This window comes from Gordonia sp. NPDC127522, assembly GCF_042672305.1.
GTDB classification, from domain to species: domain Bacteria; phylum Actinomycetota; class Actinomycetes; order Mycobacteriales; family Mycobacteriaceae; genus Gordonia; species Gordonia hongkongensis.
Map to the genome: position 1 here is coordinate 1 of NZ_JBHXVK010000021.1, position 24,275 is coordinate 24,275.

Annotated in this window: 25 protein-coding genes; 13 read left to right on the forward strand and 12 right to left on the reverse strand. The window is 68.6% G+C overall.

Annotated features, from left to right (window positions below):
- Positions 1–451 precede the first annotated feature (451 nt).
- Positions 452–1,486, reverse strand: a complete 1,035-nt coding sequence (locus tag ACFVHY_RS21850; protein WP_390275424.1) for a crotonase/enoyl-CoA hydratase family protein — start codon at positions 1,484–1,486, stop codon at positions 452–454.
- On the reverse strand, positions 1,479–3,128 hold the full coding sequence (locus ACFVHY_RS21855; protein ID WP_390275481.1) for an acyl-CoA dehydrogenase family protein: 1,650 nt from the start codon (positions 3,126–3,128) through the stop codon (positions 1,479–1,481). Before ACFVHY_RS21855 ends, ACFVHY_RS21850 begins: the two co-directional genes overlap by 8 nt.
- Positions 3,129–3,249: 121 nt before the next feature.
- Here ACFVHY_RS21855 and ACFVHY_RS21860 point away from each other — a divergent pair, with 121 nt between their 5' ends.
- The 4 genes from ACFVHY_RS21860 (at position 3,250) to ACFVHY_RS21875 (ending at position 6,198) form a co-directional block, all read left to right on the forward strand.
- Positions 3,250–3,993 (forward strand): PaaX family transcriptional regulator C-terminal domain-containing protein, encoded by a 744-nt coding sequence (locus ACFVHY_RS21860; protein WP_390275426.1) that lies wholly within the window; start codon positions 3,250–3,252, stop codon positions 3,991–3,993.
- 110 nt (positions 3,994–4,103) lie between these two features.
- Positions 4,104–5,237 (forward strand): septum formation family protein, encoded by a 1,134-nt coding sequence (locus ACFVHY_RS21865; RefSeq protein ID WP_390275427.1) that lies wholly within the window; start codon positions 4,104–4,106, stop codon positions 5,235–5,237.
- A gap of 4 nt (positions 5,238–5,241) precedes the next feature.
- Positions 5,242–5,592 (forward strand): metallopeptidase family protein, encoded by a 351-nt coding sequence (locus ACFVHY_RS21870; RefSeq protein ID WP_058250909.1) that lies wholly within the window; start codon positions 5,242–5,244, stop codon positions 5,590–5,592.
- 105 nt (positions 5,593–5,697) lie between these two features.
- On the forward strand, positions 5,698–6,198 hold the full coding sequence (locus ACFVHY_RS21875) for a hemerythrin domain-containing protein (protein WP_058250908.1): 501 nt from the start codon (positions 5,698–5,700) through the stop codon (positions 6,196–6,198).
- An 83-nt stretch (positions 6,199–6,281) separates the two neighbouring features.
- Here ACFVHY_RS21875 and ACFVHY_RS21880 read toward each other — a convergent pair whose 3' ends face one another.
- Together ACFVHY_RS21880 and pheA are read right to left on the reverse strand one after the other, a co-directional pair.
- Positions 6,282–6,941 (reverse strand): histidine phosphatase family protein, encoded by a 660-nt coding sequence (locus ACFVHY_RS21880; RefSeq protein ID WP_058253726.1) that lies wholly within the window; start codon positions 6,939–6,941, stop codon positions 6,282–6,284.
- On the reverse strand, positions 6,941–7,909 hold the full coding sequence (gene pheA / locus ACFVHY_RS21885) for a prephenate dehydratase (protein ID WP_390275428.1): 969 nt from the start codon (positions 7,907–7,909) through the stop codon (positions 6,941–6,943). Before pheA ends, ACFVHY_RS21880 begins: the two co-directional genes overlap by 1 nt.
- Before the next feature lie 158 nt (positions 7,910–8,067).
- Between pheA and ACFVHY_RS21890 the strand changes: the two genes are divergently transcribed.
- From ACFVHY_RS21890 to ACFVHY_RS21905, 4 genes are all read left to right on the forward strand, one after another.
- A complete protein-coding gene (locus ACFVHY_RS21890; RefSeq protein ID WP_390275429.1) occupies positions 8,068–8,820 on the forward strand; it encodes a DUF2470 domain-containing protein in 753 nt (250 codons plus the stop codon).
- 72 nt (positions 8,821–8,892) lie between these two features.
- The gene (locus ACFVHY_RS21895; RefSeq protein ID WP_390275431.1) at positions 8,893–9,690 is read left to right on the forward strand and encodes a CPBP family intramembrane glutamic endopeptidase; all 798 of its coding nucleotides are present in this window, start codon (positions 8,893–8,895) and stop codon (positions 9,688–9,690) included.
- 132 nt (positions 9,691–9,822) lie between these two features.
- Positions 9,823–11,070, forward strand: coding sequence for an oxygenase MpaB family protein (locus tag ACFVHY_RS21900; RefSeq protein WP_390275432.1), 1,248 nt, complete (start codon positions 9,823–9,825; stop codon positions 11,068–11,070).
- A gap of 162 nt (positions 11,071–11,232) precedes the next feature.
- Positions 11,233–11,925, forward strand: a complete 693-nt coding sequence (locus ACFVHY_RS21905) for a cold-shock protein (protein ID WP_390275434.1) — start codon at positions 11,233–11,235, stop codon at positions 11,923–11,925.
- Here the strand turns inward: ACFVHY_RS21905 and ACFVHY_RS21910 are convergent.
- Positions 11,833–13,254, reverse strand: a complete 1,422-nt coding sequence (locus tag ACFVHY_RS21910) for an APC family permease (protein WP_390275435.1) — start codon at positions 13,252–13,254, stop codon at positions 11,833–11,835. The genes ACFVHY_RS21905 and ACFVHY_RS21910 overlap by 93 nt on opposite strands.
- A gap of 584 nt (positions 13,255–13,838) precedes the next feature.
- Here ACFVHY_RS21910 and ACFVHY_RS21915 point away from each other — a divergent pair.
- The gene (locus ACFVHY_RS21915; RefSeq protein WP_390275482.1) at positions 13,839–14,762 is read left to right on the forward strand and encodes an LCP family protein; all 924 of its coding nucleotides are present in this window, start codon (positions 13,839–13,841) and stop codon (positions 14,760–14,762) included.
- An 85-nt stretch (positions 14,763–14,847) separates the two neighbouring features.
- Positions 14,848–15,384 (forward strand): ferritin, encoded by a 537-nt coding sequence (locus tag ACFVHY_RS21920; RefSeq protein ID WP_390275437.1) that lies wholly within the window; start codon positions 14,848–14,850, stop codon positions 15,382–15,384.
- A 266-nt stretch (positions 15,385–15,650) separates the two neighbouring features.
- Here ACFVHY_RS21920 and ACFVHY_RS21925 read toward each other — a convergent pair whose 3' ends face one another.
- From ACFVHY_RS21925 to ACFVHY_RS21945, 5 genes are all read right to left on the reverse strand, one after another.
- On the reverse strand, positions 15,651–16,574 hold the full coding sequence (locus tag ACFVHY_RS21925) for a DUF5926 family protein (RefSeq protein WP_065631277.1): 924 nt from the start codon (positions 16,572–16,574) through the stop codon (positions 15,651–15,653).
- A 55-nt stretch (positions 16,575–16,629) separates the two neighbouring features.
- The gene (locus tag ACFVHY_RS21930) at positions 16,630–17,439 is read right to left on the reverse strand and encodes a glycerophosphodiester phosphodiesterase family protein (protein ID WP_058253733.1); all 810 of its coding nucleotides are present in this window, start codon (positions 17,437–17,439) and stop codon (positions 16,630–16,632) included.
- Positions 17,436–18,473, reverse strand: a complete 1,038-nt coding sequence (locus ACFVHY_RS21935; RefSeq protein WP_390275438.1) for a DUF4328 domain-containing protein — start codon at positions 18,471–18,473, stop codon at positions 17,436–17,438. Before ACFVHY_RS21935 ends, ACFVHY_RS21930 begins: the two co-directional genes overlap by 4 nt.
- The gene (locus ACFVHY_RS21940; RefSeq protein ID WP_065631386.1) at positions 18,470–18,820 is read right to left on the reverse strand and encodes a rhodanese-like domain-containing protein; all 351 of its coding nucleotides are present in this window, start codon (positions 18,818–18,820) and stop codon (positions 18,470–18,472) included. Before ACFVHY_RS21940 ends, ACFVHY_RS21935 begins: the two co-directional genes overlap by 4 nt.
- 397 nt (positions 18,821–19,217) lie before the next feature.
- Positions 19,218–20,081: a S49 family peptidase gene (locus ACFVHY_RS21945; RefSeq protein WP_390275439.1), complete on the reverse strand. Its 864-nt coding sequence runs from the start codon at positions 20,079–20,081 to the stop codon at positions 19,218–19,220.
- Between the two features lie 89 nt (positions 20,082–20,170).
- Here ACFVHY_RS21945 and ACFVHY_RS21950 point away from each other — a divergent pair, with 89 nt between their 5' ends.
- Entirely contained in the window at positions 20,171–20,920 is a 750-nt protein-coding gene (locus ACFVHY_RS21950) for a VOC family protein (protein ID WP_390275441.1), read from the forward strand.
- Between the two features lie 95 nt (positions 20,921–21,015).
- Here ACFVHY_RS21950 and ACFVHY_RS21955 read toward each other — a convergent pair whose 3' ends face one another.
- Together ACFVHY_RS21955 and msrA are read right to left on the reverse strand one after the other, a co-directional pair.
- Positions 21,016–22,089: a winged helix DNA-binding domain-containing protein gene (locus tag ACFVHY_RS21955; RefSeq protein ID WP_390275442.1), complete on the reverse strand. Its 1,074-nt coding sequence runs from the start codon at positions 22,087–22,089 to the stop codon at positions 21,016–21,018.
- 51 nt (positions 22,090–22,140) lie between these two features.
- The gene (gene msrA / locus ACFVHY_RS21960) at positions 22,141–22,851 is read right to left on the reverse strand and encodes a peptide-methionine (S)-S-oxide reductase MsrA (RefSeq protein WP_390275443.1); all 711 of its coding nucleotides are present in this window, start codon (positions 22,849–22,851) and stop codon (positions 22,141–22,143) included.
- Positions 22,852–23,025: 174 nt separating this feature from the next.
- Here msrA and ACFVHY_RS21965 point away from each other — a divergent pair, with 174 nt between their 5' ends.
- Complete coding sequence (locus ACFVHY_RS21965; RefSeq protein WP_165629232.1) at positions 23,026–23,178, forward strand: hypothetical protein; 153 nt, start codon at positions 23,026–23,028, stop codon at positions 23,176–23,178.
- 208 nt (positions 23,179–23,386) lie between these two features.
- Positions 23,387–24,016, forward strand: coding sequence for a superoxide dismutase (locus tag ACFVHY_RS21970; RefSeq protein ID WP_004021423.1), 630 nt, complete (start codon positions 23,387–23,389; stop codon positions 24,014–24,016).
- Positions 24,017–24,275 lie beyond the last annotated feature (259 nt).

Below are 24,275 nucleotides of genomic sequence, written 5' to 3' on the forward strand. Positions count from 1 at the left end.
TGATCGCGATGGCCAACCTCACCAGGGGCGGCGCATGCCCGGAACTCCCACATCGAAACTGACTGAAAAACGCCCACTTTCAGGTCAGGAGATCCAATCGCGTTCGACGACGAGATTTCTCCACAGCCGCGATGACAATGAATCCGGTTGCACAGCAGCAACTTATAACTCACACCCCAATGGTGAACCGTGGTGAACTGCCGTGAACAGGAACCCCATCAGTCACAGACGCCGGGCGGGTGCACCGGAGGGCACCGCCTCGGACGCCGGACCCTTCGTGACGCGCCCTCCGCAAGCTCCGGACGCTCCTCAGGGGGCGGTGGGGGCCGCGCCCCTCCGCAAGCTCCGGACGCTCCTCAGGGGGCGGTGGGGGCCGCGCCCCTCCGCAAGCTCCGGACGCTCCTCAGGGAGCAGGGCGGGGCGCAGTTCGCTCACGTCAGTACGGCGTCGATCACTCTGCCGGCGAACGGAATTGAGCGCGCTTCCAGTCGCCGTTGATCTCATCGCGTTCGCGGACGGCGTCCCGGAAACCGACGGTTGCGGCCCGCTGCTGGAAGGCGTAGCCCTCGCGGGTGTGGCGGGAGACGCCGTCGAAGACCGTGCTGATCATGCCCGAATTCGCGACGCCCTGGGCCAGGAGCGCACTGTTGAGCGCCAGTTTGGCCATCACGAGCTGATTGATCGGCATGCGGGCGATCCGCTCGAGCAATGCCTCCGTCCGGTCGTCGAGCTCGTCGGCCGGCGGTGCCTCGACGGCCAGCCCCCACTCGTGCGCCTGTGTGCCCGATAGGCAATCGCCGGTGAACAGCAGTCGCTTGGCGCGCTGATCGCCGAGCCGATGGGCCCACATCCCCGCGGCGGGGATACCCCACACCCGGGTCGGCGGATAGCCGATCTTGGTGTCGTCGGCGCAGATGATCTGGTCGGCGTACAGGGCGATGTCCGTGCCGCCGGCCACGGCGAACCCGTGCAGCTTGGCGACCGTCGGCTTGTTCGCGTGGAGCAGGCTGGCGAAACCGCGGTTGAACCTGCTCATCATCGCGTAGTCGATCATGGGATCCCAGGTGCGGCCCGGGTCGTGATTGCGTGCCTGCACAACGGGATCGAGGACGGTTCCGGTCCGCGGGTTGACGGTATGGGGATCGACGGTCTGCGACGGGTCGCCGCCGTTCTCGGCGAAGATCGACAGGTCGTATCCGCCGCAGAAACCCTTGCCCCGCCCGGATACGACGATCACGTGGACACCGGGGTCGAGGTCGGCGCGCTCCACCGCGTGCGACAGTTCGACGGGGGTGTCGACGGTGATCGCGTTGCCCTGATCGGGTCGGTTGAAGGTGATACGGGCGATCCGGCCGGTGACCTCGTAGGTGAGCGTGCGGTAGTCGACATCCGGCTCGCGTCCGGCGCGGCCGGCGAACAACGAGTCCGCACCGTCGCGCAGGTCGTCGCGCCACGCGGCCGGCCGCGAGCCGGACGACTCATCCACGGGCGTTGTCCTGCACGGTCTTCGGCGTCACGCGTTCGATGATCGACGCCGTGTCGATCCCCGACGGCAGGGTGCCGAACACGTCCCCCCGGTCGCTGCCGAGCCGACTCGCGGCGAACGCGTCGGCGACCGCCGGATGCCCGTACCGGACCAGCAGGGAGGCCTGGAGGAGCTGGGCCATGCGGCCGACGACCCGCCGGGCCCGGTACTGCATCGCGTCGAGGTCGCCCAGCTCGCGTCGGAGTTCGTCGGCCGCGACGTCGAGGTGCCGGTCCGCCCCTGCCGCACTGTCGATCTCGTCGAGGAACACGGTCACCGTGTCGGGCTGTTTGGCCATCGCCCGCAACACATCGAGCGCAGCCACATTCCCCGACCCCTCCCAGATCGACATGAGCGGCGACTCCCGGAAGAGCCGCGGCATCCGCGACTCCTCCACATATCCGTTGCCGCCCAGGCACTCCAGCGATTCGGCGGCATGGATCGGGGCCCGTTTGCACACGTAGTACTTGCTAACCGCGAGCGAGATCCGCCGCAGCGCATCCGCCCGGGTGTCGCCCGCGGTCGCCTTGTCGGTCAGTTCCGCGAGCCACAGTGCCGTCATCGTGGCTCCTTCCGACTCGACCGCGAGATCGGCGAGCACATTGCGCATCAGCGGTTGGTCGACCAGCGCGGCGCCGAAGGCCCGGCGGTGGGTGGCGTGATGGGCGGCCTGGGCGACGCCGACCCGCATGCCGGTCGCCGAGCCGAGGGTGCAGTCCAGGCGGGTCATGTTCACCATCTCGATGATCGTCGCCACCCCGCGGCCCTCCTCACCGACGAGCCACCCGACCGTGTCGTCGTACTCGACTTCGCTGCTCGCGTTGGAGTGGTTGCCCAGCTTGGCCTTCAGCCGCTGCAGCAGGAAGGTGTTGCGGGATCCGTCGGGCAGCACCCGCGGCACGAAGAAGCACGACAGGCCTCCCGGCGCCTGCGCCAGCACCAGGAACACATCGCACATGGGTGCGGAGGTGAACCATTTGTGGCCGGTGATGCGGTACGTCCCGTCCGGTTGGGCGACGGCCGTCGTGGTGTTCGCGCGAACATCGGAGCCGCCCTGCTTCTCGGTCATCGACATCCCGGCGGTCAGCCCCGCTTTCGACAGCGGCGCCCGGAGACCGGGATCGTAGGTCGTCGAGACGAGCAGCGGCTCGTACAGCCCGGCGAGTTCGGGGTTGGCCCGCAGTGCCGGCACCACCCCGTAGGTCATCGACAACGGGCAGCTGTGCCCGGCGTCCACCGAACCCCACACGCTCGACTTCACCGCACGCTCGAAGTGCGCCGTCGGGCTAGGGTCCGACCATGCGGTACCACCGAGACCGAAACCGATACCCGTCCGCATGAGGTGGTGATAGGCGGGGTCGTAGGTGACCTCGTCCACCCGGTTGCCGTAGCGGTCGTGGGTCCGCAGTTCCGGCGGGTGGGACTCGGCGAGGTCACCCCATCCGAGCGCTTCGGCACCACCGGCGAGACGGCCGATCCGGTGCAGGTCCTCGAGCATGTGGTCGGCGCCCGCGCGGTGAACCGCCTCGGAGATGGCCGGATTGTCCGCGGCGTCGAAGTCGACGAGTTCGGGGACCTGATTGGTGACGACGTGGGTGGACATGGCGGAACCCGCTTCCTGGTGGAGGTCGTGATCCACGGTATTACATCATTCTGCTGTGCGCCAGAGTTTTGTAATAGCCGTCGTCGCCACCGAGCCGATCCCGCCCGATAGCATCGACGCCGTGCCCGGACGCGTGGACATTCCCAAGCTCACGGCGCGATCGGTCATCCTCAGCGCCCTCCTCGGCCTCGACTCCCCCGATGCGTCGATCAACGGGCTCCTGGCCACGGCCACCGAGCTCGGGCTCCGCGAATCGACCGTCCGGGTGGCGCTGACACGTCTGGTCGCGGCGGGAGACCTGGACCGCATCGACGGCAGATGCCGACTCTCGCCCCGCCTGGTCGAGCGACAGCAGCGCCAGGATCGGGCCCTCCATCCGGCACGACGGGACTGGGACGGCAGCTGGGATCTCGCCGTCGTGACGATCGGTTCGGAGAGCTCGACCGAACGGGCCCTGCTGCGCGACACGCTGCGGAAGGCCCGGCTCGGCGAGATCCGGGAGGGCGTCTGGGCCCGCCCGGCCAACCTCGACATCGAACTCCCGCCCGAACTGCGCCGCCGTCTGAGTCTCTTCCGGGCGGCTCCCGAGGAGGCGTCGACCGAGCTGGCCGCACGACTGTTCACGCCGTCGACCTGGGCCGCGACCGCGGACGAATTGCTCGACGCACTCGCCGCCGCGACGACGGTCGCCGATCGATTCGAGGTCGCCGCCGCCATCGTGCGGCACATCCTCCGCGACCCGCTCCTGCCCGAGGAACTCCTCCCCGGCGCCTGGCCCGGGGATCGGCTCCGCGAGGGATACGAGGGCTTTCGCAGCGAGCTCACCGGACTCACCGCCCGGCACCTGGCACCCGACGGGGAGTGAGGAACCGGCCTCCGCACCAGACCGGCGCGGTCATGCGGTGCATCGGCCCGGTCCGGCCATCGGCCCACGAGGGTGTGCCCCGTCCGATCCGTTAGGCATGATGGATCCCGATGAACGCGCCCGACCCCGACCGCAGCCACCCCGCCGACGCCGACGCACCGGCCGGCGGACCCCGCCGACCAGGCGCTTTCGCCCGCAACCCGGTCTTCGTGGTCCTGGGCGCGATCGTTGTCGGCGCACTCGTGGCGGGCGGGATCGCCTTCGCTGCGGGGGCCTTCGACGACAGCGGCAGCGTCGGCGGCAGCAACATCGGCGAGGGTGAGCGGTTGGTCGAGAACGCCTTCACGAAGTCGGTCGCGGGCGACTGTCTGGATTGGCCGGCCGGCAACCCCGGCCAGCCGGTCGATGTGCCGTGCGAGCAGAAACACCGCTTCGAGGTCGCAGGAGCCATCGACACCGCGTTGATCCCCGGCGCGGAGTTCGGCGAAGACGCTCTCTGGCCCGGCGCCGAGCGGTTCGCGACGATCCGCGACGAACAGTGCCCGGTGATGGTGGACCAGTATCTCGCCGGGCGCCTCGACCCGCAGGGTCGCTTCGCCGTCGGGATGATGTACCCCTCCCAGGTGCAGTGGGACAAGGGCGCGCGTCAGCTGCGATGCGGGGTCCAGGAGAACGGCGCCGACGGGGCTCCGGTCCAGTTCTCCGGCCGGGTCGCCGACCAGAACCAGTCGTACGTCTGGCCCGAGGGCACCTGCGTCGGGATCGATCCCGAAACCCGCACCCCGACCGGCTTCGCAGTCAATTGCGCTGAGCCGCATGCCTTCCAGACAACCGGGATCGTCGATCTGTCGGTCCGCTTCGGCGACCGGATGTCGAACAGGCCGTGGCCGCCGACCGGCGCCCAGAACAGCTACCTCGGCTCGATCTGCCCGGTCCAGGCCGAACGGTTCGTGGGCGGGCGCAAGCAGCTCGACGCGACCACGCTCAACGTCCAGTGGTCGGTGCTCAGCGAGCCGAGTTGGCTCGCCGGAAGCCGCAAGGTGGTGTGCTACCTCGGGCTACCCGACAAGCGGGGCGGCTTCGCGACCCTGGTGGGCGACGCCAAGGGCGGCGCGCTGCTGATCAACGGGCGCGCGCCGGTCGCACCCCCGGAGGCGCCACCGGGCCGGGCCCTGCCGACCCCGGTGCCGCTCCCGCCGGGCATCGCGCCCAACCCCGCCGAAGCACCGGCCCCGGCGGGCTGACCCGATGGCCGTGTACATGTCCGACGACGAGTTCGACGGGCTGGTCTCCGACGCGCTGGACACCATCCCCGGCGAACTGACCGACGCCATGAACAACGTCGTGATCCTCGTTGAACCGCACAACCCGGAGGAACCCGGCATCCTCGGGCTGTATCACGGTGTGGCACTCACGATGCGGACCACCGACTACGGCGGATTCCTGCCCGACACCATCACCATCTACCGCGACCCCATCCTCGCGATGTGCCACTCGCGGGAGGAGGTCGTCCACGAGGTGGCGGTCACCGTCGTCCATGAGATCGCGCACCACTTCGGCATCGACGACGAGTGGCTGCACGCCAACGGCTGGGGCTAGTGGTGTGGCCGGCGCCCCGATGCCGCCGACTCGATGTTTGACCTGCGGCGGAACGCGGTACGAGGGGTAGCAGATCGAGCAGCCCTCTATCTCAGGAGTACGTCCATGTCCTCAGACGCCATCGTCATCCTCCGGGACGACCACAAGGAGATCCGCAAACTGTTCCGCGACTTCAGGTCGCAGGGCGACAACGCCGTGAAGACCAAGGGCAAGATCGTCGACAAGATCATCGAGGCCCTCACCGTGCACACCTACATCGAGAACGAGGTGATGTACCCCGAGATCCGCAAGCGGGTCCCCGATCTCGAGGACGACATCCTCGAGTCCTACGAGGAGCACCACGTCGCCGACGTACTCGTCGTCGAGTTGGCCGCTCTCTCACCGGACAACGAGCGATTCGACGCCAAGACCACCGTCCTGATCGAGAACGTGGAGCACCACATCGAGGAGGAAGAGGACGAGTGGTTCCCGAAGGTCCGAGAGGCGCTGAGCCGCAAGGAACTCCGGGAGATCGGTGAGGAGATGCTGCGCCGCCGGGAGAAGGCTCCCCGACGCCCGTCGCAGCCCTCGGCGCTGAAGAAGACGGTCGACGCCATCATCAAGTAACCCTTCGTGACGCTCGCAAGCTCGCTCCTCAGGAAACGGGGTGACGCTCGCAAGCTCGCTCCTCAGGGAACGGAGGGACGCCGTCAGCCCATCGGTTCGTCGACGAGCGGCTCGTCGGCGATCTCGAACGGGGCCGTCGTGGCGCCCCATCGCGTGCACACCCAGATGCCGTCGGAGTACTCGAGTTCGATGGAACCGGTGTTGCCGAGGTGGGTCGCCGCGGCGAACCGGGAGTCGATCCCGGCGAGCCGGGCGGCGATCAGGCGGATGGCCGCACCGTGACTCACCAGGAACACATCGCGCTGGTCAGGGCCGGTGAGGTACATGTCGGCAAGGTCCTCGACCGTCGGCAGGTACCGGTCGTAGACCATCGCGAGGGATTCGCCGCCGGGGATGCGTGCGTCGAGGTCGCCGGCGTGCCAGCGGTGCATGATGTCCTGGAAGACCTCATGCGATTCGCGGTCGGAGCGGTCCTCGAGCTCGCCGGCCTGGACCTCGTGCACGCCGTCGATCGCCGCGGTCTCCACATCCCACACCGACCCGATCAGCTCGGCGGTCTGCCGGGCGCGGAGCGCGCGTGAACTGAGCAGCACCGCGTGCTGTTCCGGCACGTTCTCGAGACCGAACCGAACACCCTGTCGCGCACCGAAATCGGTGAGTGCGGCACCGGGCAGAGCGGTGTCGAGGCGGCGCATGACGTTCGAGGTGGTCTCACCGTGACGGACCAGGTGCAGCCGCGCCATCACTTCCCTCCCCGCCGCATCGAGTCGACCCAGGCCAGCGACTCGGTGTGGTCCGGTGGCGCGGAGCCGGTGGTGCGTACCGCAGGCCACGAGCCGAGAAACACCACCCGCTCGCACCGGCGGTGGAGGGCGGCAAGGGCTTCGGCGACGGCCGCGTCGTCGATGTGTCCGACCGCGTCGAGGAAGAACCGGTACCGGCCGGCGATGCTGCGGCCCTGGGCCTCGTCACGCTGCGGGCGCGACTCGATACGTGTGAGGTCGATTCCGCGCGAGGCGAATTCGTTCATCGCCGCCATCAGGCTACCCGGTTCGTTCGACAGGTCGAGGATGACCGAGGTGCGGTCGGCACCGGTGCGGGGCAACGGCACCCCGGGCCGACCGAGCAAAAGGAATCGCGTGGTCGCCTCCCGCGCGTCGGCGACACCGTCGGCCAGCACGACGAGTCCGGACAGGCGCGCGGCGAGCCCCGTGGTGACCGCGGCGTCCGCTTTCCCGGCCGCGACGTCTTGCGCGGCAGCGGCATTGGAGCTCGCGATCACGAACTCGGCGTTGGGGAAAAGCTCGCCGACCGACTGGCGCACCTGCGCGGAGGCAACCGGGTAGGCGGCGAGCGTGCGGACATCGGCCGCGGCCATCGGCGCGGCTGCGGCTATGGCGAACGAGATGTCGAGCACCGTCTCGGCGAAGGCCTGCACCCGACCGTCGACGGCGTCGGCCGCGGGCGGCACCAGTGCGTCCATCGTCGCCGGCACCGAACCCTCCAACGAACTCTCGATCGGCACACAGCCGTAGTCGGCGTCTCCGGTACGGATCATGGCGATGGTGGCGGCAGGACTCGACGCGGCGACCCGGTCGACCCCGCCCGACAGGTCGAGGCCGTCCGCGGACTGTTGTTCGGCGAGGACCGCGTCGAGCGCCATCTCGGTGAAGGTTCCGGGCGGGCCGAAGTAGGCGATCACAGGCACCACACGAGCCTAGTGGAACAGGCCTGCCGAGACCCTTTCGCGCATGTGTCCCAGGCTCTACGCAGGGGTGTCGAAACCATTGACGCGTGCACTCGGGGTATTTAGGTTAGGGTTACCTTTCATACGACCCGCGCCCCGCGACGCCGACCGGAGAGACTGTCATGACGAGAACGACGACCGACCGCCCCACGGATGCCGAGATGATCCAGACGGCCTGTCGTCGCGGCGGTTCCGCCATCCTGGCCGTCGAGGGCGCGGACGCCACCCCGATCGACGTCGTGCACCTCTTCGAGTCCCAGGCCTTCGTCCTCGTCCCCACCGACGGCGACGCGATGCGGACCGTCGACGGCGCCGAGGGCGTGCCCGCCATGCTCGAGGTCACCGACTGGGCGCCCATCGACCTGCGTGAACGCGTGCGTTCGGTGATCTGGCTGAACGGCACGTTGCACGAGGTCCCGCGCGACCTGGAACGCGACCTGGCCATCGAGATCGCGGGCGAACACCCCGACGACGGTCTGCTCGACATCGGACACGGCGCGTCGATGATGCGTCTGCAGGTCGACACCGCGGTCATCGCGTCGTCGGACGGCGCGGCCTCGGTGTCGGCCACCGAGCTCGCCGACGCCGACCCCGACCCGTTCTGGGAGCACGAGGGCAGCTGGCTCGAACATCTCGACAGCGACCACGCCGACATCGTCGGACAACTGGTCCGCAAGCTTCCCGTCGAGCTGCGCACTGGACGGGTGCGTCCGCTCGGCCTCGACCGCTTCGGCATCCGGTTCCGCATCGAGGGACTCGAGAGCGACTCCGACGTCCGCCTCCCGTTCGCCCGGCCGGTCTCCGACGTGTTCGAACTGTCCCGCGCGCTGCGGAATCTCGCGGGCTGCCCGTTCCTGAACTCGATGCCAGACTGACCCGGCTTCCACGACGCCGGCCCGCTGTTTCCGCATCACTGCTGCGGATCGCGGGGTCCTAGGCTGACCGGCATGGCCTTGCGCGAGTACCTCACACCGTCGCCCCACGACATCCCGGTCGTGACCGACCGGACCGAACGACGCGGCATCATCGTCGAACTGGTCATCGTCGGCGTCCTCACATTCGCGTTCTCGGCGTTGTCCGCGGCACTCGCACTGCTCGAGGCGCAGCTCGCTGGCGGTATCGGCGAGACGACGGTCGCACTCAATCCCAGCCGCTCCGACCTCGATGTCATCGACGCCGTCCGGCAGATCATGGGCGGCCTCCGCCTGTTCGCCATCGCCGCCTTGGGTATATATCTGTTGTGGCGCAGCGGGATCGGACTGTCGCGCGTCGGTCTGGGTCGGTGGACCCCGCGCCGCGACATCCCCTCGGGACTGGTTCTCGCCGCCGTCATCGGTCTGCCCGGCCTGGGACTCGTCGCCGTGGCCCGGGCCCTGGGCCTCAACGCGAGCCTGGTGCCCAGCCAGGCCGACACCTGGTGGGAGTGGCCGGTTCTGGTGCTCATCGCGATCGGCAACGCCGCCGCCGAGGAGATCGTGGTGGTCGCGTACTTCATCACCCGGTTGCGACAACTCGGGGTGTCCGACAACGCGTCGCTCGCCGCCAGCGCGATTCTCCGCGGCGGCTACCACCTGTACCAGGGCTTCGGCGGCGGACTCGGGAATCTGGTCATGGGCGTGGTCTACGGGCGCTTCTTCCAGGTCACCGGCCGCGTCTGGCCCCTCGTGATCGCGCACGCGGTCATCGACGTGGTCGCCTTCGTCGGCTACGGACTGCTCCGCGACCAGCTGTCCTGGGTCGGCTGAGAACCGAGACATCGTCGACCGCGCGGCCTTTCCCGTCGACTGTGCGTCGATTCCCGCCGACTGTGCGCCTCCGACCATGCGCCCCTACCGGCCACCGTTGAACAGGGTGAGATGATTCGCTAGATTCGTCTCATGCCCGTCGAAGCGCTGTCCGACCCGACCGCCGAGCCGGCGAGCCTCCCCTTCCCGCGACGCCACCGAGCCGCCGAGTCCCGCGGCCGCCGCATCGGCAGACTCCTCAAGGTCTACAACCACCTTCGTGAACCCGGCGACGACGAGCTCGCGGAGCTCGGACGTCGGCTGCGCACACGGGACGAACCCGCCGCGGCGCTGGTCCGGGCCATGCGCCTCCCGCGGAACGCCGACGGCCGGGTCACGATGCGCCAGTTCGAGCGGGCACTTGCCGGTGACATGCCCTCCGATGCGCCCGACGCCCTGCTCGACTTCTTCGCACTCGTCGAGAAGACACCGGACTGGGTCGATCCCGCTCTCTGCGACCGCGGGGCCGCCGTCTATCGGCGGTTCGGCCAGAACGCCAACGACGTCCTGCTGCAGCTCTCCCTGATCGGCGGCTACCGCTTCGGCGGGCCCGCCGACCTGCTGGTCGCGACCGGCGGCCTCACCGGGAACACGGTCATCCGACGACTCGGCGAGACTCAGACCTGGGCCATCGCGGTCGGCGAACCGGGCGGGATGGCACGCGACGGCGACGGCTGGCGACTCACCGTCCATGTGCGCCTCATGCACGCCCTGGTCAACGAGCGGTACGAGCACAACGGCCGCTGGGACATCGACCAGTGGGGTCTGCCGATCAACCAGTCCGACCTCGCCGCGACGCTGAACCTCTTCAGCGGCGCACTGATGATGGGGGTCCGCGCCCTCGGCGTCCCGGTGAGCCGTGACGACTCCCGCGCCCTCATGCACCTGTGGAAGTACGTCGGCTGGCTGATCGGCGTCGACGACGACTGGCTCTTCGACTCCGAACGCGACCAGCATCAGCTGAGTTATGCAGTCTTACTGGCGCAGCACGACGTGACCGACGCCGGCGCGGCACTCACGACGGCGATCGTCGACGCCCAGAGCCGCTTGCACTACCGGTTGTTCCCCCGCCTCGCCGCGCGCTACACCCGCGCCCGCCTGCTGAGCATGCTGCAGGGCTTTCTCGGCGTGCGCGGCATGCGCGACCTCGGTCTCCGCCCCGCGGTGCCGTGGGCGTTCGGTCTCGCGTGGGTCCGCAACAGTGTTGTCTACCAGGTCATCGCACGGACACCGGCCGGTCCGCGCTATCTGGAATGGACCGGCACCCGTTCCCGACGCCGAGCACTCTTCCGCCACTTCGGCCCGGACGCCCCCGAGATCGGATCGCTCGCGGAGCGTTGAGAAGCCGTATGACGTCGTGCCCGGATTCCGGGCTCGAGATCATACGGATTTCCCAGGCCTCGACCTGCACCTCGACGTTGCGGCATCTCGGCCCGCCCGGAGGCGAAGCGCCACAACGGTAATTCACTGTCGCGCCACGGGTCGGGCGCCTACGGTGGACCGATGTCGACGACCGGGACGATCCGCGAATGGCACCACGAAGAGGGCTGGGGTGTCATCGAGTCACCGGCGTTGTCCGGCACCGTCCACGGGACCACCTTCGTCGTCCGTATTCGGGCCGTTCAGAATCTCGACGAACTGTCCCTGCCCGGCTTGCGCCCGGGGACCGTCGTCGACTTCGACCATGCGATAGCTGTTCCACCGGAGAACGGATGCCGATATGTGGCGCTGTCGGTCTGGCCGACCGATGTCGCGCAGCCGGACCGTACACGCAGCGGCGCGTTTCGAACAGCACTGTGGCACAGCGTCGGTGACGCTGGACCGGACGGACTCACGACGATCGAGGAGACCGCCCTCTCCGACACACCGACGTCACCGCCACCGACCGCCCTCGGCCCGAACATCACCGGGACCGTTCGGTCGTGGAACGGCGAAGAGGGATGGGGCGTACTCGATTCCGACGCCACCCCGGGCGGGGCGTGGGCGTTCTACAGCGAGATCGTCGGCACCGGTTTCCGGGACCTGGTGCCGGGGCAGACCGTCGATTCCAGTACGAGAGAGCGAGTCAGGACGGATACGACTACCGCGCGAACAACATCCGCGTCAGGTGAGGCGTCCGGAGCGATCGTCGTCGATGTCGTCGTTGATGTCGTCGTCGTTCACCCGGTGCCCACCCGACCCGGTCACACGCGCTAGGAGATAGAGCACGAGTCCGACGACGATCAGGATGCCCGCGCGCAACCAGGTCGATGCGCTCTGCTGCGTCATCAGGACGATGCAGGAGATCACTGCCAGCACGGGCAGGATCGTCGGCGCCCGGAAATGGTCGGTGTCCGTGCGGTCGCGGCGCAGGACGAGGACGGCGACGTTGGTGCTGACGAACACGAACAGCAGCAGGAGCACCACCGTCTCGGCGAGTGCCGCGACGGTTCCGGTCGCCGAGAGGATCATCGCGACGGCGGTGGTGGCCACGATCGCCGTCCACGGCGTCCGACGACCGGGCAGCACCTTCGCCAGCGCACCGGGCAGCAGCCCGTCGCGGGCCATGCCGAAGGTCAGGCGCGACGCCATGATCATCGTGAGCAGCGCGCCGTTCGCGACCGCGATGAGAGCGATCAGTGAGAACAGCTGGGCGGGGATCCCGACATCGGCGATCGAGACGACCTCGAGCAGCGGGCCCGACGACTCCACCAGGCGCTCGGGTGGCGCGACGACCGACACGGCGAGACCGACGAGGACGTAGACGACGCCGGCGGCGATCAGCGCACCGAACAGCGCCTTCGGATAGACCCGCCGCACGTCACGGACCTCTTCGGCCATGTTCGCGGAGGTCTCGAACCCGACGAACGAGTAGTAGGCCAGCAACGCCGCGCCCAGCACGGCGAGAGCCGGGGTGGTCTCGTCGGTGAACTCCAGCACCCGCTGCGGCTCACCGTCACCGCGACCCAGCACGATCCCGGCCAGCACGACGACGAGCACGAGTCCGGAGACCTCCACGATCGTCATCACCACATTGGCCCGCAGGGACTCGGTGATCCCGCGGGCGTTCAGCGCCGCGACGGCGAGCAGGAACACCAGCGCCGCCGCGGTCGTGGGCACGTCGAGAAAGACCTGCAGGTAGTCACCAGCGAAGGCGAGCGCCAGCCCGGCGGCGCTCGTCACACCGGCCGCCAGCATGCAGAATCCGACCAGGAACGAGATGAGCGGATGGCGGTAGGCGTGCCGCGCGAACACCGCCGCGCCGCCGGCCCGCGGATATTTGGTGACGAGCTCCGCATACGACGCCGCGGTCAGCATCGCCAGCGCGAGGGCGAGCGCCAAGGGCACCCAGATCGCTCCGCCGACCTCCCCGGCGACCTCCCCGACGAGCGCATAGATGCCCGCACCGAGGACGTCGCCCAGGATGAACAGGAACAGCAGTTTGCCGGTGATGGCGCGACGCAGCGGGGTGCGTCCGCCGTCGGCCTGGGCGTCATCGTTCCCGGAGTCCTGCGCCGTGGCGTCGGCGACGTGTTTGTCGGTCATGGCGTGTCCTGTACCCCGTTCGGTCCGGAACGAGACCTCATGTGGGCGGTTCGACGCCACGTCGGCAACCAACCGACCGACATCCGTCGCCACCGCCCATGCGTACATTGGTTGGGATGAACGAGCAGGACCCGCCGATCCTCCGGCGAGGTCGCCCCGGACCGCCGATGCCGCCCGGGCGGCCAGCGGGCCCGTCTCCGCGCCCGGGGCCACCACCCGGACAAGGCCACCGCCCGCCTCCCGGTGCCGTCGGCCCGTCCGCTCATCCGCAGGCCATGCCGCGGATCCCCGCCCGCGGTCCCGACCCGCGTAGGGCTCCGGGCCCCGGTCCCATCGGTCGGCCGCCGCATCCGTCCCCGGCCGATCGGCCGTCATCGTCGGCGCGGCCCGCTCCCGGCGGGTATGCGCCCACCCAGAAGCCGGAGCCGATCCCCGACGATCGGTCCCGTGGGCCTCGTCCGCCGCGTGGCGACCGTCGCGACCGCGATCGGGCCGTCGGACGTCCGCCCGCGCCCCCGCGGCCGGCCGGTCCTCGCCGGCCCCGGCACACGGGGCGCCGCGCGGTCCGGGTGGGCAAGATCCTGATGATCCTGCTGCTCGTCGTCGTCCTCGGCAGTGTGGGACTGCTGTTCTACTACGACACGAGACTGGACCGGATCGACGCCCTGCCGGCCTACGCCGGACGCCCATCGGACACCCCCGGCACCAACTGGCTCATCGTCGGCACCGACTCGCGATCCGATCTCACCGAGGAACAACGCCGGGCGCTGGCCACCGGTGACGCCGACGGCTCCCGCACCGACACGATCATGCTCGTCCACACCCCGCCCGGTGGCGGCAAGGCGATCGTGGTGAGCATCCCGCGCGACCTGTACGTGGAGGTGCCGGGCCACGGCAGCCTGAAGATCAACGCCTCGTTCAGCATCGGCGGTCCGGCGCTGCTCGTGCAGACCGTCGAGAACCTGACCGGCATCCGCATCGACCACTACGCCGAGATCGGCTTCGGCGGATTCGACACCCTCGTCGACTCGGTCGGCGGCGTCGAGATGTGTATCGACCAACCGCTCAACGACCCCAAAGCCGGTCTGCGCCTGGCGAAAGGCTGTCATCGCCTCGACGGCCGGCAGGCTCTCGGGCTGGTCCGGACGCGCGCATTCCCGCGCGCCGACCTCGAGCGAGTGGTCAATCAGCGGAAGTTCCTCGCCGCACTGGTGTCTCGCGCGACCAGTCCGTCGGTCCTGCTCAACCCGTTCCGGCTCTTCGGGTTCGTCGGCGGCGCCATCGACGCGCTCACCGTCGATGAGCGAGATCACATCTGGAATCTCGCGTCCCTCATGTTCGCGCTACGCGACCCCATCACGACGACGACGCCGGCCGGCGAGAGCACGTTCACCGACGAAGGTTTGGCGCTGCCCGTCAACGAGCAGACCGAGGAGTTCTTCGGCTATCTCCGCGCAGGTCAGCCCGTCCCCGACGAGCTTCTCGTCGACGCCGGCGGGCCGTCGTGAAAGGGTCGCCGAACGCAGGCCAGACTTGCCTTACTTAGCCTGAACTTGCTGGTGAGAGCCATTTTTCGGCTCTACGATGGGCCGCATGTCCGAACACACGAAATTCCATCAACTGCTGCACGACCAGATCAGCAACGAGTTCTACGCCTCGCAGCAGTACATCGCGGTCGCCACCTACTTCGACAACCACGACATGCCCCAGCTGGCAAAGCTCTTCTACCGCCAGGCCGTCGAAGAGCGCAATCACGCGATGATGGTCGTGCAGTACTTCCTCGACCGCGACATGGAGGTCGAGATCCCCGGTATTCCGGCACCGAACAACCGGTTCGAGGACTACCGCGCGCCCATCGATCTCGCTCTAGCACAGGAGAAGACGGTGACCCAGCAGGTCGTCGACCTGGCGAAGTCGGCCCGCGATACCGGCGACTACCTCGGCGAGCAGTTCGTGCAGTGGTTCCTCAAGGAACAGGTCGAGGAGGTCGCGACCATGACGACCCTGCAGACCATCGCCGAACGCTGCAACGGGAACCTCTTCGACCTGGAGAACTTCGTCGAGCGAGAGTTCAACGGCGAGAAGACATCCGACGCCACCGCACCGGTCGCGGCCGGCGGGAACATCTGACGGAGTTCCATCCGCTCCCCAATCCGAAAGAGCCGCTGAAGCCCCGCTCCAGATCCGAGAGAACGACATAATCCTCGCTCCCTGAGGTGCGAGGAGCGATAGCCGCCGGGCCGAGCAAGCGACGAAGGAGCGCGTCGAGGTCGACGAGCCACGAAGGGCTGGCGACGGACGTCACCACGCCCCTTCGTGGCTCGCTTCGCTCGCACCTCAGGGAGCAGAAGAAGGCTCTCAGGGAGCAGAAACAGCGCGGTTACGGACCACGCCGGTCAGCGCAGCGTGACCTGGCGACCGCGAATGCCGTTGCGGGAGCTGCGCTGTTCGATCGTCAGCGGCGAGGTGTCGGCGAGTGCTTCGCCGAGGCGGCGATCGAGCTCGTTGAGACCCGCGTACCACTCCTCGTGGTGCATCTCGTTGTCGAGGTCGAAGACCGGCACGAGCAATCCGTGGGTGCGGAACGATCCGGCGAACCGCGAACCCTCGCCCATAGTCAGATGACCGGCCGCGTGGAGCCGGGCCATCGCCGACATCAGGTCGTCCTCCGGCTCGGGTCGAATCCAGCGCAGGTGCGCACGTTCGCCCGCATCGACCCACCAGGGCGCACCGGCGCCGCTGTCGACCACGAGCCGCGCGGTCGGCAGCACCGAGTCGTTGGCGCGCTCGAACATGGCCGTGATCTCCGCCGGGACCTCGGTGCCCTCCACGAACCACCAGCCGAAGTCCTGGTGCACCGTGATGTCCAAGGCGGCGTCGGTCTTCACGACCTCGTCGAGGCTCGGGGCCTCGTCGGCAGCCTCGAGGTCGAACTCACTGCCGGCGTCGGCGTGAGCGGCCCACGCGATGGCCGCGGCGAGTTCGACGGTCAGCGCCGAGCGATCGGGGTCGGTCTGCAGACCCACGAAACCCTCTGTCGCACCGTCGAGGTCGCGCGCGAGCGCAGGCACCGCGCCCGGCAGGATCGTGACGATCGAGACGTCGTTGCGGGAACCGGCCGGCTCGGTGAGCTCCAACCGCGCAGTCGCCGAGGCGACGAAGGTCCGCAGCGCGACGAAATCGCATTCGGACGCGAACCCGGCGAAGGGCCGGGGCGGCGGCGCCAGAGCTGCGGCCTGGCGTGCCTTACGTGCTGCGACGCGCTCGGCGCGATTGCTTCCCGGACGTGGTCCACTACCCCGTTTGCTCTTCTTGCCCATCGGTCCACTCTCTCACGTCGGCCCGCGGCGCCCGACAGGTCGTGCGGTCGGCAGCTCAGTCGACCGTGACCAGCCAGTCGCGCACCTTCGCCGGGTGGTTGGTGGCCAGCCACCGCACACCGAGATCGGCACACAGCTGGACGTCGACCTGCTCGTCGACGGTCCAGCAGTAGGTGACCCGACCGGCAGCGGCGGCGCGATCGACCAGGTCCGGGTACTGCCGCAGGGTCATCACCGACGGCCCGATGCCGGTCGCCCCGACCGCGGTCGCGGCGCCCCCGCCCAGGACCCGGGCGGTGTCACCGAGCAGGATCGTCGGCAGCATCGGGGCGTGGCGTCGAATCCGCCAGACCCCGGCCGACGAGAACGAGATGACCACGGCGCGGCTGTGATCGGCCGACGGCGGCGTCGCCACCCCGAACTCGTGCAGCATCTCGAGGAGCTTCTGCTCGACGAGACTGCCGAACCGCACCGGATGCTTGGTCTCGATGAACAAGCGGACGGGTCGGCGCCAGTCCAGGGTCAGCGTGAGCAGCTCCCGCAGCGTCAGGATCGACGCGGGACCACCAGCGGCATGCCAGCTGCCGAAGTCGAGTTCGCGCAGTTCGGCGAGCGTCATCTCGCTCACGATCCCCGAGCCGTCGGACGTCCGGTCGACGGTCCGGTCGTGCACGCACACGAGCTCGTGGTCCGCGGTCAACCGGACATCGCACTCAAGGCCGTCCGCACCCTGTGCGAGAGCCAGCTCGTAGGCGGCCAGGGTGTGTTCCGGACAGTCACCCGACGCCCCGCGGTGCGCCACCACCGCCGGCTTGCCCGAACGCGAGACCTTCTCGGCCGCGCCCACGTTCACCCCTGAGTTCATCCGACCGCCACCCACCGTCTCGTCGGGACCGGGGCCGCCGCGGCGGCGTCGAACAGTGTCCGTACCCGGCGTGCCATCCAGAAGGCGAAGGCGGCCGAGACCGCCGCGCTGACGATGACCATCACCATCGCGTTCGCCCCGGTCTGCAGCGAGTCCGAGCGCCACGCGACGAGCCGGGCGATGATCGCCGCCCCGGCCGACACATTCACCACCACCCAGGCGACCCACAACTTGCGGAGTCGTCGTCCCACGAGGTCGGCATCGAGCGTGGGGTCCTGGCCGACCCGATGCACGGCGACCTCCTGCACCACCAGCGGCGCACCGACGAGGTTGACCAGCGGCAGGCCGGCGAGCGCGGCGATCCAACCGGGCCGGCGCGGGTCGACGAGTCCGGCCGCGGCGTAGGTGTCCGCGCGCAACTCCAGGACCCAGCGCATGAAAGCCAGCGTCGCCAGGACGAATCCGAGGAAAGCGACGACACCGACGAAGATGGTCAGCCAGTCGGACGCGACGACGAGGAACTCGGGCAGCGGACGGTCGCGGTTGACGACCAGCAGGAGGTAGCGGACGAGATGGACCAGTGCGGACGCGGCCAGCGCAGAGCCGGCCACGTTCAGGGCGAACTGCAGACGGGCACGCGAACTCTCGAGTTTCCGGTGCGCGGTGTCGACCTCTGCCGGTTCGTCGTGCAGACCCCAGGTGGGTATGTAGACGTACCGGGGAATCAATCGGGGGCCACGTCGGCCCGAGGGGCCGCGGCGGGCAGGAATCGCCTCGGGTGGGCGGCGGGCCACCCACCGGACGTTGCGACTGCGGTAGAGACGTCCGGGGGACAACGGGGCCGGGCCGGGACGAGACGGGACATGCGGCGGGCGCACCGCGCCGGGCGCGGACGATCGTGCCGGCGTCTGCCGGGCGGCCAGCGCCCGCGCGGCATCCTCGACGACGCTGAGCGGTCCGCCGCATCGGGGGCAGTGTTCACGGCCGGGACGGTGCGGTGCCTGGATTCGACACCGCGGGCACAGGTCGATCATCGGCCGGCGTCGCCCTCGGGTCGCGTATCACCGATCTCGACGGGCTTGCCGTGTTCCTGCCAGGCGAGCATGCCGCCGCGGACGCAGATCCCGTCGTAACCGACCTGGGCGAGGTACTGCAGCACGCGCATCGACCGGCCGCTGGAATGGCAGACCACGTACAGATCGTGATCGGGGTCGAGTTCGGCAAGGCGGCCGGGCACCTCGGCCAGCGGGATGTGCACGGCGCCGCGGATGTGACCGGACGCCCATTCGTCGTCCTCACGGACGTCGAGCATCACCGCGTCGGTCTGCCCGGTGAAGTCGTCCGGAAGGTCGGTCACCGGCACCTGAGTGATGTCGCCCATGCTCACGTTTTCCATGGTGGCACAGAGACGGCCGGGCGCGGCGGCAGCTCGACCGGACCACTGCCCGCGCGCCCCGCTGTCATCGCCGAGACGGGTGTGGAGCAAGGTGCTATGTAGACCTACATAAATTTATCCACATGTACGTCCTGGACATTTGTCCCTTGTTCGCGCACTGACCGTCTACTTGGGGATGAGACTGTGGAATTGTGGAAAAACGCTGGCCACCGGCCCGCGACTTGTGACCGCAATCACTCGTTTAGCCGAATGTGCGCGTAGGAAATTCACGAAAGTGCACACGTCGAAACGTCGTGAACTCTTCCTTCGATGAACAACACCTGTGGATAACGTGGGGACAATTCACAAGCAAAACCATGTGAACGGGCTGTGATCGGGCCTTTCAGTCTCGGTGGAGCAGCGACAGCCGCAACGACGGAGCGCGGTCGAACGCCGCCAGAACGCCGGTCGTCACGCTCTCCGCAAATCCGGCAACCGATGTCTGACCTCCCACGAGTCTCATGAGCAGCGGCTTCGGCGTCTCCACGACGGTGATCTCCGCGTCGGGGTACCGCTCGGCGACGACCGAACGCATCACGCCGATCCCGTCGACGACCCCGAGTTCCGCGGCGCGGTGACCGATCCACACGTCGCCGTTGAAGAGTTCCGCGTCGGAAGCGGTCAGCTTTTTACCGCGGCGCTGCCGGACCCACGCGATGAACGCCTCGTGCAGCTGTGCCTGCAATTCCTTCAGCCATTCGACGTCCTCGGGCTGTTCGGGCGAGAAGGTGTCGAGTCGCGCCTTGTTCTCACCGGTCGTGTACAGCCTGCGCTGTACACCGAAGCGGTCGAGCACGGCTGAGAAACCGAAGCCCGACGACACGACCCCGATCGAGCCGACGATGGAGGTGTGGGCGGCGAAGATCTCGTCGGCCGCGCACGCGATCCAGTAGCCACCGGAGGCCGCGACATCCTCACAGAACGCGAGGACCGGCACGCCCTTCTCCGCCGACAGCTGGCGGATGCGTTCGGCGATGTACTCCGACTGCGCAGGCGAGCCACCGGGCGAGTTGATGACGACCACGACGGCCCGCAATCGCTCCGTGGCGAATGCCTTCTTCAGAACCGGCTCGACGGACTCGGTGTTGACGCCGTGCTTGCCCATCCCCGCGATCCCGATCGGGCCGTCGAGACGGACGACCGCGACCTGCTCGGTCCGCGCCTTCGAGAATTTCTTCCCCACCGCCCCCAGCGGTCCTGCAGTCATCTGTCCGAGTGTAACGACGGCGACCCGCCTGCTGTTTTCCCACGCGCCGCGACAGTGCGCGACGTGGGACGCACCGTAGAATCTGCCGGGTGCAGGTGCGGTGGCTCAGCGCATTCCTCGACTTCCCCGCCGAGGTGTTCGGCAGCGAGGTGACCTTCTGGCGCGCGATCTCGGGCAGCACGGTCTCCCCGCCCCGGGGTGAGCACCGCGAGTTCGCCTCGCTGGAGCCCTTCTACGGCGACCCGCATCTGCGGGTCCAGCGCATCGACGACGGACCGGGTGGGGTCCACCTCGACATCCACACCGACGACCCGCACGCCGCCACCGCCGAGGCACAGGCACTCGGTGCGACCCTCGTCGTCGACGCCGGGACTCACCTCACCCTCCGGTCACCCGCCGGTTTCGTGTTCTGCCTCGTGCCGTGGGTGGGCGAATCGAAGCGGTCGCGGCCCATCCGTTGGCCCGGCGACGCCATCAGCATCATCGACCAGCTGTGCATCGACATCCCCCCTGGCATGTTCGACGCCGAGGTCGACTTCTGGACCGGGTTCACCGGCTGGCCGACGAAGCCCCGGGGTCGGCCCGAGCTGGTCGCGCTTCGCCGCGACCCCGCGGTGACCCTAGGGATCCTGTTGCAGCGCAAGCAGGATGAGTCGCCGGACAGCGATGTGGCGACCGCACACCTCGACATCGCCACGAATTCCGTCCCCGACGAGGTCGCACGACACGAGGACTGGGGCGCCCGCGCGATCGAGCACTTCCCGCACTGGACGACGATGGCGGATCCGGTCGGTCGCCGCTACTGCATCACCTCGCGGAACCCGCGCACCGGGGATTGAGTCGCGGGCTCCTTCGATCCAGTTCGCAGACCTAGTGGGTCGTTGCGCTCGGCGCCACGATGTGCGACATCTGCCGGGCCCCGTCGCGACGAGCTTCAGGTATCGACCAGGAATTCACGGAGCCGGTCGACCTCGGCGTCGACCTCGCGCCGTTCGGCAGCGGTCACCGGACGCAGATACTCGACCGCCGGTACGTCCTCGGCGTCGAGAGACCATGTCCCCGCGAGGAATCCGTCGAGGAACACGAATCCGGGCGACCGGCCGTTGGGAGTCACGGTGCGCCGGTACATCTCCGGGTCGGCGACCCGGATTCGGTCGGCCTGGGCGCCGATCACGTGGTCGAAGGGGGCGATCAGCCGGGCCGGCGCCGGCGCATCCGGGTCGGCGAGGGCGAGACCGTCGAGGTCGTAGAGGACCTCGCCGTTCGGGCCGTCGAGCCGGACGAGCTCCCAGTCGGCCTCCAGCTTCTCGACGAGGGGTCGCAACCGGGTGAGCCCGGACCACGTCTGGATGGCCTTCACGGTGGCCGGGCCGAACCCGCGCAGATACATCCGGACGAGATCGGCACGGGCTTCGTCGTCGACGACGGCCGGCTCGCCCGGGCCGGCCCACTCGTCGAACAGGCGATAGGTCGGAGCGCCCCGCCCGCGCCACAAACCACGCGGGGGGACCTGGACCAGTGGCAGCCCGCACCGTGCGATCGCGGTCAGGGTCGACGCATCTTCCGCGGGATGGCGGGCAACCAGTTCGCTCCCGAGGTCGGCGACGGCCAGTTCGCGACCCGCGAGAATCTCGGCGGCGGACCGCACGACCTGCGTCGGGTCGGCGTCCACCAGTCGCTGGGCGTGGATGTCGGTGAGTCCACGCCGCAGCGTGGGCTCGGCGAGTGGACGAATCCAGCGTGCGTCCTCGGCGTCGATCAGGAAGATCGTCGCGCGCAGCAGCGTCATGCGCACGACCTCGCGGTCGGTCAACAGATCGTCCAGCTCGAGGGGGTCGAAATCCGCGATCCGCGACCACAATCCGAAGAATGCCGCCCGCGGGTCCTGGGACTGCAGTCCGACGCAGCGGTCCAGGACCTCGATGGCGTCCTCCGCGACGCGGGTGAGCAGGTGCTGGCGCTGCAGCAGGGTCCGATTCCACTGCCGCAGCGAGATCCGTTCGGTCACCGCGTGTCTCGTCGGGTCTGCGACCGATGGGTACGACGGCGCACCGCGACGTCAGGCCGGGTAGGCGACACCGGTCGCGGCATGGCAGCGGTATCCATGCGGATTCTTCGCCAGATACTGCTGGTGGTAGTCCTCGGCGTAGTAGAACCGTCCGTCGCCCGCCTGCGCCAGCGGCTTGATCTCGGTGGCGATCGCACCCTCGCCCGCAGCGTCGAGTGCGGTCTGGAAGGTTGCGGCGGTGCTGCGGACGACGTCAAGGTCCACGTCGGTCAGGGCGTACACGGCTGACCGGTACTGGGTTCCGATGTCGTTGCCCTGACGCATCTCCTGCGTCGGGTCATGCGACTCCCAGAAGACCTTCAGCAGACCTTCGAGATCGACGACGGCCGGGTCGAAGACCACCAGCGCCGACTCGGTGTGACCGGTCCGCGCGGTGCAGGTCTCCTCATAGGTCGGGTTGGGTGTGTACCCGCCCGCGTATCCGACCGCGGTCGTGTACACACCTGGGACCTGCCAGAAGATCTCCTCGATCCCCCAGAAGCAGCCACCGGCCAGGACGATCGCGTCGAGGCCGACGTCGAAGCGTCCGATGCCGTGTACGTGGGAGCCGTCGGACTCGGCCCGACCGCGCATAGGCGTTCCGAGAACGAGGTGCTCGCCCGGGACCGTGATCTCGGACGAGCGGCCGGGCAGTGCAGCGTCGGCGGCGACGAGATCCTGTTTGCGTGAACCGGCGGCGAAGAGCTGGTCGAGCCATGACATGCGCCAAGTCTACGCGCGGTCGGATACGGCCCGGCGACGACGAGTTGAGCTGACCGTTCGAGTCTGTTTATGATGGCGGTCACATCCGTGGCACTGTGATACCGATCACTCGAACGCCATCGCGGCCCGTCCGCCGGCAGGGATGTGCAGCCGTTCCAGGGACGAGAGGCGACGATGGCGACGCACGCGACCGGAGATCTCCGACGCGCCCCCGGGCTCGGTCGGACCGCTCCACGCGCCAACTACGACGTCGCGAGGAGTTGCCGCACAAGCGCCCTGACCATTCTCGCGCTCATCGCGGTCTTCATCCTGCTCGTCCTCATCTGAACCCAGCCGACTCGGTGCGGCCTGGTCAGCTCTCAGCCGACGCACTCTCGCGTCGTTGACATCTCAACCGCACTTGATGTTTCTTGGCGCGGGATTGTTGCAATCACCCATGCTGTGGGGAAGGCTGGAAGCATTCGCGTGGCGCCCGGCCGAGTCGTCGGAGCCATGCGTGGACAGGGAAACGAGTAGCACCTCAGAGAGGAACATCGTGGCTGAATACACCTTGCCGGATCTCGATTACGACTACGCGGCACTGGAACCGCACATCTCCGGCAGGATCATGGAGCTCCATCACAGCAAGCACCACGCCACCTACGTCAAGGGCGCCAACGACACCCTGGAGAAGCTGGCCGCGGCCCGCGACGACGACAGCATCGCCGGCAAGGTCTACGGACTCTCCGCCACCCTGTCGTTCCACCTGGGCGGTCACACCAACCACTCCATCTTCTGGAAGAACCTGTCGCCCAACGGCGGTGGCGAGCCCGACGGCGACCTCGCGGCCGCCCTCACCGAACAGTTCGGTGGCTTCGACAAGTTCAAGGCCCACTTCACCGCCGCCGCCACCACCCTGCAGGGTTCGGGCTGGGCGATCCTGGGTTACGACACCATCGGCGGCAAGCTCGTCATCCTGCAGCTGACCGACCAGAGCGGCAACATCCCCGCCGCGATCATCCCGGTAGTCATGCTGGACATGTGGGAGCACGCCTTCTACCTCGATTACCAGAACGTCAAGCCCGACTACGTCAAGGCGTGGTGGAACGTCGTCAACTGGGCCGACGCCAACGAGCGTCTCGCCCGCGCGAAGAGCCAGGGGAGCGGCCTGGTCGTCCCGGCCTGATCCGGTTCGCCGAACCTCAACAGCGCCGGTCACCTTCGGGTGACCGGCGCTGTTTGTTTGCGCCTGGCGACCCCCACTCCCTTAGGAGCGAGCTTTTCCCTCCGCTCCCTGAGGAGCGAGCTTGCGAGCGTCACGAAGGGTCTTCGCAAGTCGTCTCGCCAAAGACCCTTCGTGACGCGCCCTCCGCAAGCTCCGGACGCTCCTCAGGGAGCGGTGGGGACGCGCCCTCCGCAAGCTCCGGACGCTCCTCAGGGAGCGG

What these genes read in the sequence shown, in the direction of transcription:
- ACFVHY_RS21855 (WP_390275481.1), bottom strand. Translation starts at nt 3,128, where the DNA reads ATGTCCACCCACGTCGTCACCAATCAGGTCCCCGAACTCGTCGACTTC.
- ACFVHY_RS21865 (WP_390275427.1), top strand. Translation starts at nt 4,104, where the DNA reads ATGAACGCGCCCGACCCCGACCGCAGCCACCCCGCCGACGCCGACGCA.
- ACFVHY_RS21870 (WP_058250909.1), top strand. Translation starts at nt 5,242, where the DNA reads ATGGCCGTGTACATGTCCGACGACGAGTTCGACGGGCTGGTCTCCGAC.
- ACFVHY_RS21875 (WP_058250908.1), top strand. Translation starts at nt 5,698, where the DNA reads ATGTCCTCAGACGCCATCGTCATCCTCCGGGACGACCACAAGGAGATC.
- ACFVHY_RS21880 (WP_058253726.1), bottom strand. Translation starts at nt 6,941, where the DNA reads ATGGCGCGGCTGCACCTGGTCCGTCACGGTGAGACCACCTCGAACGTC.
- ACFVHY_RS21890 (WP_390275429.1), top strand. Translation starts at nt 8,068, where the DNA reads ATGACGAGAACGACGACCGACCGCCCCACGGATGCCGAGATGATCCAG.
- ACFVHY_RS21895 (WP_390275431.1), top strand. Translation starts at nt 8,893, where the DNA reads ATGGCCTTGCGCGAGTACCTCACACCGTCGCCCCACGACATCCCGGTC.
- ACFVHY_RS21900 (WP_390275432.1), top strand. Translation starts at nt 9,823, where the DNA reads ATGCCCGTCGAAGCGCTGTCCGACCCGACCGCCGAGCCGGCGAGCCTC.
- ACFVHY_RS21905 (WP_390275434.1), top strand. Translation starts at nt 11,233, where the DNA reads ATGTCGACGACCGGGACGATCCGCGAATGGCACCACGAAGAGGGCTGG.
- ACFVHY_RS21910 (WP_390275435.1), bottom strand. Translation starts at nt 13,254, where the DNA reads ATGACCGACAAACACGTCGCCGACGCCACGGCGCAGGACTCCGGGAAC.
- ACFVHY_RS21915 (WP_390275482.1), top strand. Translation starts at nt 13,839, where the DNA reads ATGATCCTGCTGCTCGTCGTCGTCCTCGGCAGTGTGGGACTGCTGTTC.
- ACFVHY_RS21920 (WP_390275437.1), top strand. Translation starts at nt 14,848, where the DNA reads ATGTCCGAACACACGAAATTCCATCAACTGCTGCACGACCAGATCAGC.
- ACFVHY_RS21925 (WP_065631277.1), bottom strand. Translation starts at nt 16,574, where the DNA reads ATGGGCAAGAAGAGCAAACGGGGTAGTGGACCACGTCCGGGAAGCAAT.
- ACFVHY_RS21930 (WP_058253733.1), bottom strand. Translation starts at nt 17,439, where the DNA reads ATGAACTCAGGGGTGAACGTGGGCGCGGCCGAGAAGGTCTCGCGTTCG.
- ACFVHY_RS21935 (WP_390275438.1), bottom strand. Translation starts at nt 18,473, where the DNA reads ATGATCGACCTGTGCCCGCGGTGTCGAATCCAGGCACCGCACCGTCCC.
- ACFVHY_RS21940 (WP_065631386.1), bottom strand. Translation starts at nt 18,820, where the DNA reads ATGGGCGACATCACTCAGGTGCCGGTGACCGACCTTCCGGACGACTTC.
- ACFVHY_RS21945 (WP_390275439.1), bottom strand. Translation starts at nt 20,081, where the DNA reads ATGACTGCAGGACCGCTGGGGGCGGTGGGGAAGAAATTCTCGAAGGCG.
- msrA (WP_390275443.1), bottom strand. Translation starts at nt 22,851, where the DNA reads ATGTCATGGCTCGACCAGCTCTTCGCCGCCGGTTCACGCAAACAGGAT.
- ACFVHY_RS21965 (WP_165629232.1), top strand. Translation starts at nt 23,026, where the DNA reads ATGGCGACGCACGCGACCGGAGATCTCCGACGCGCCCCCGGGCTCGGT.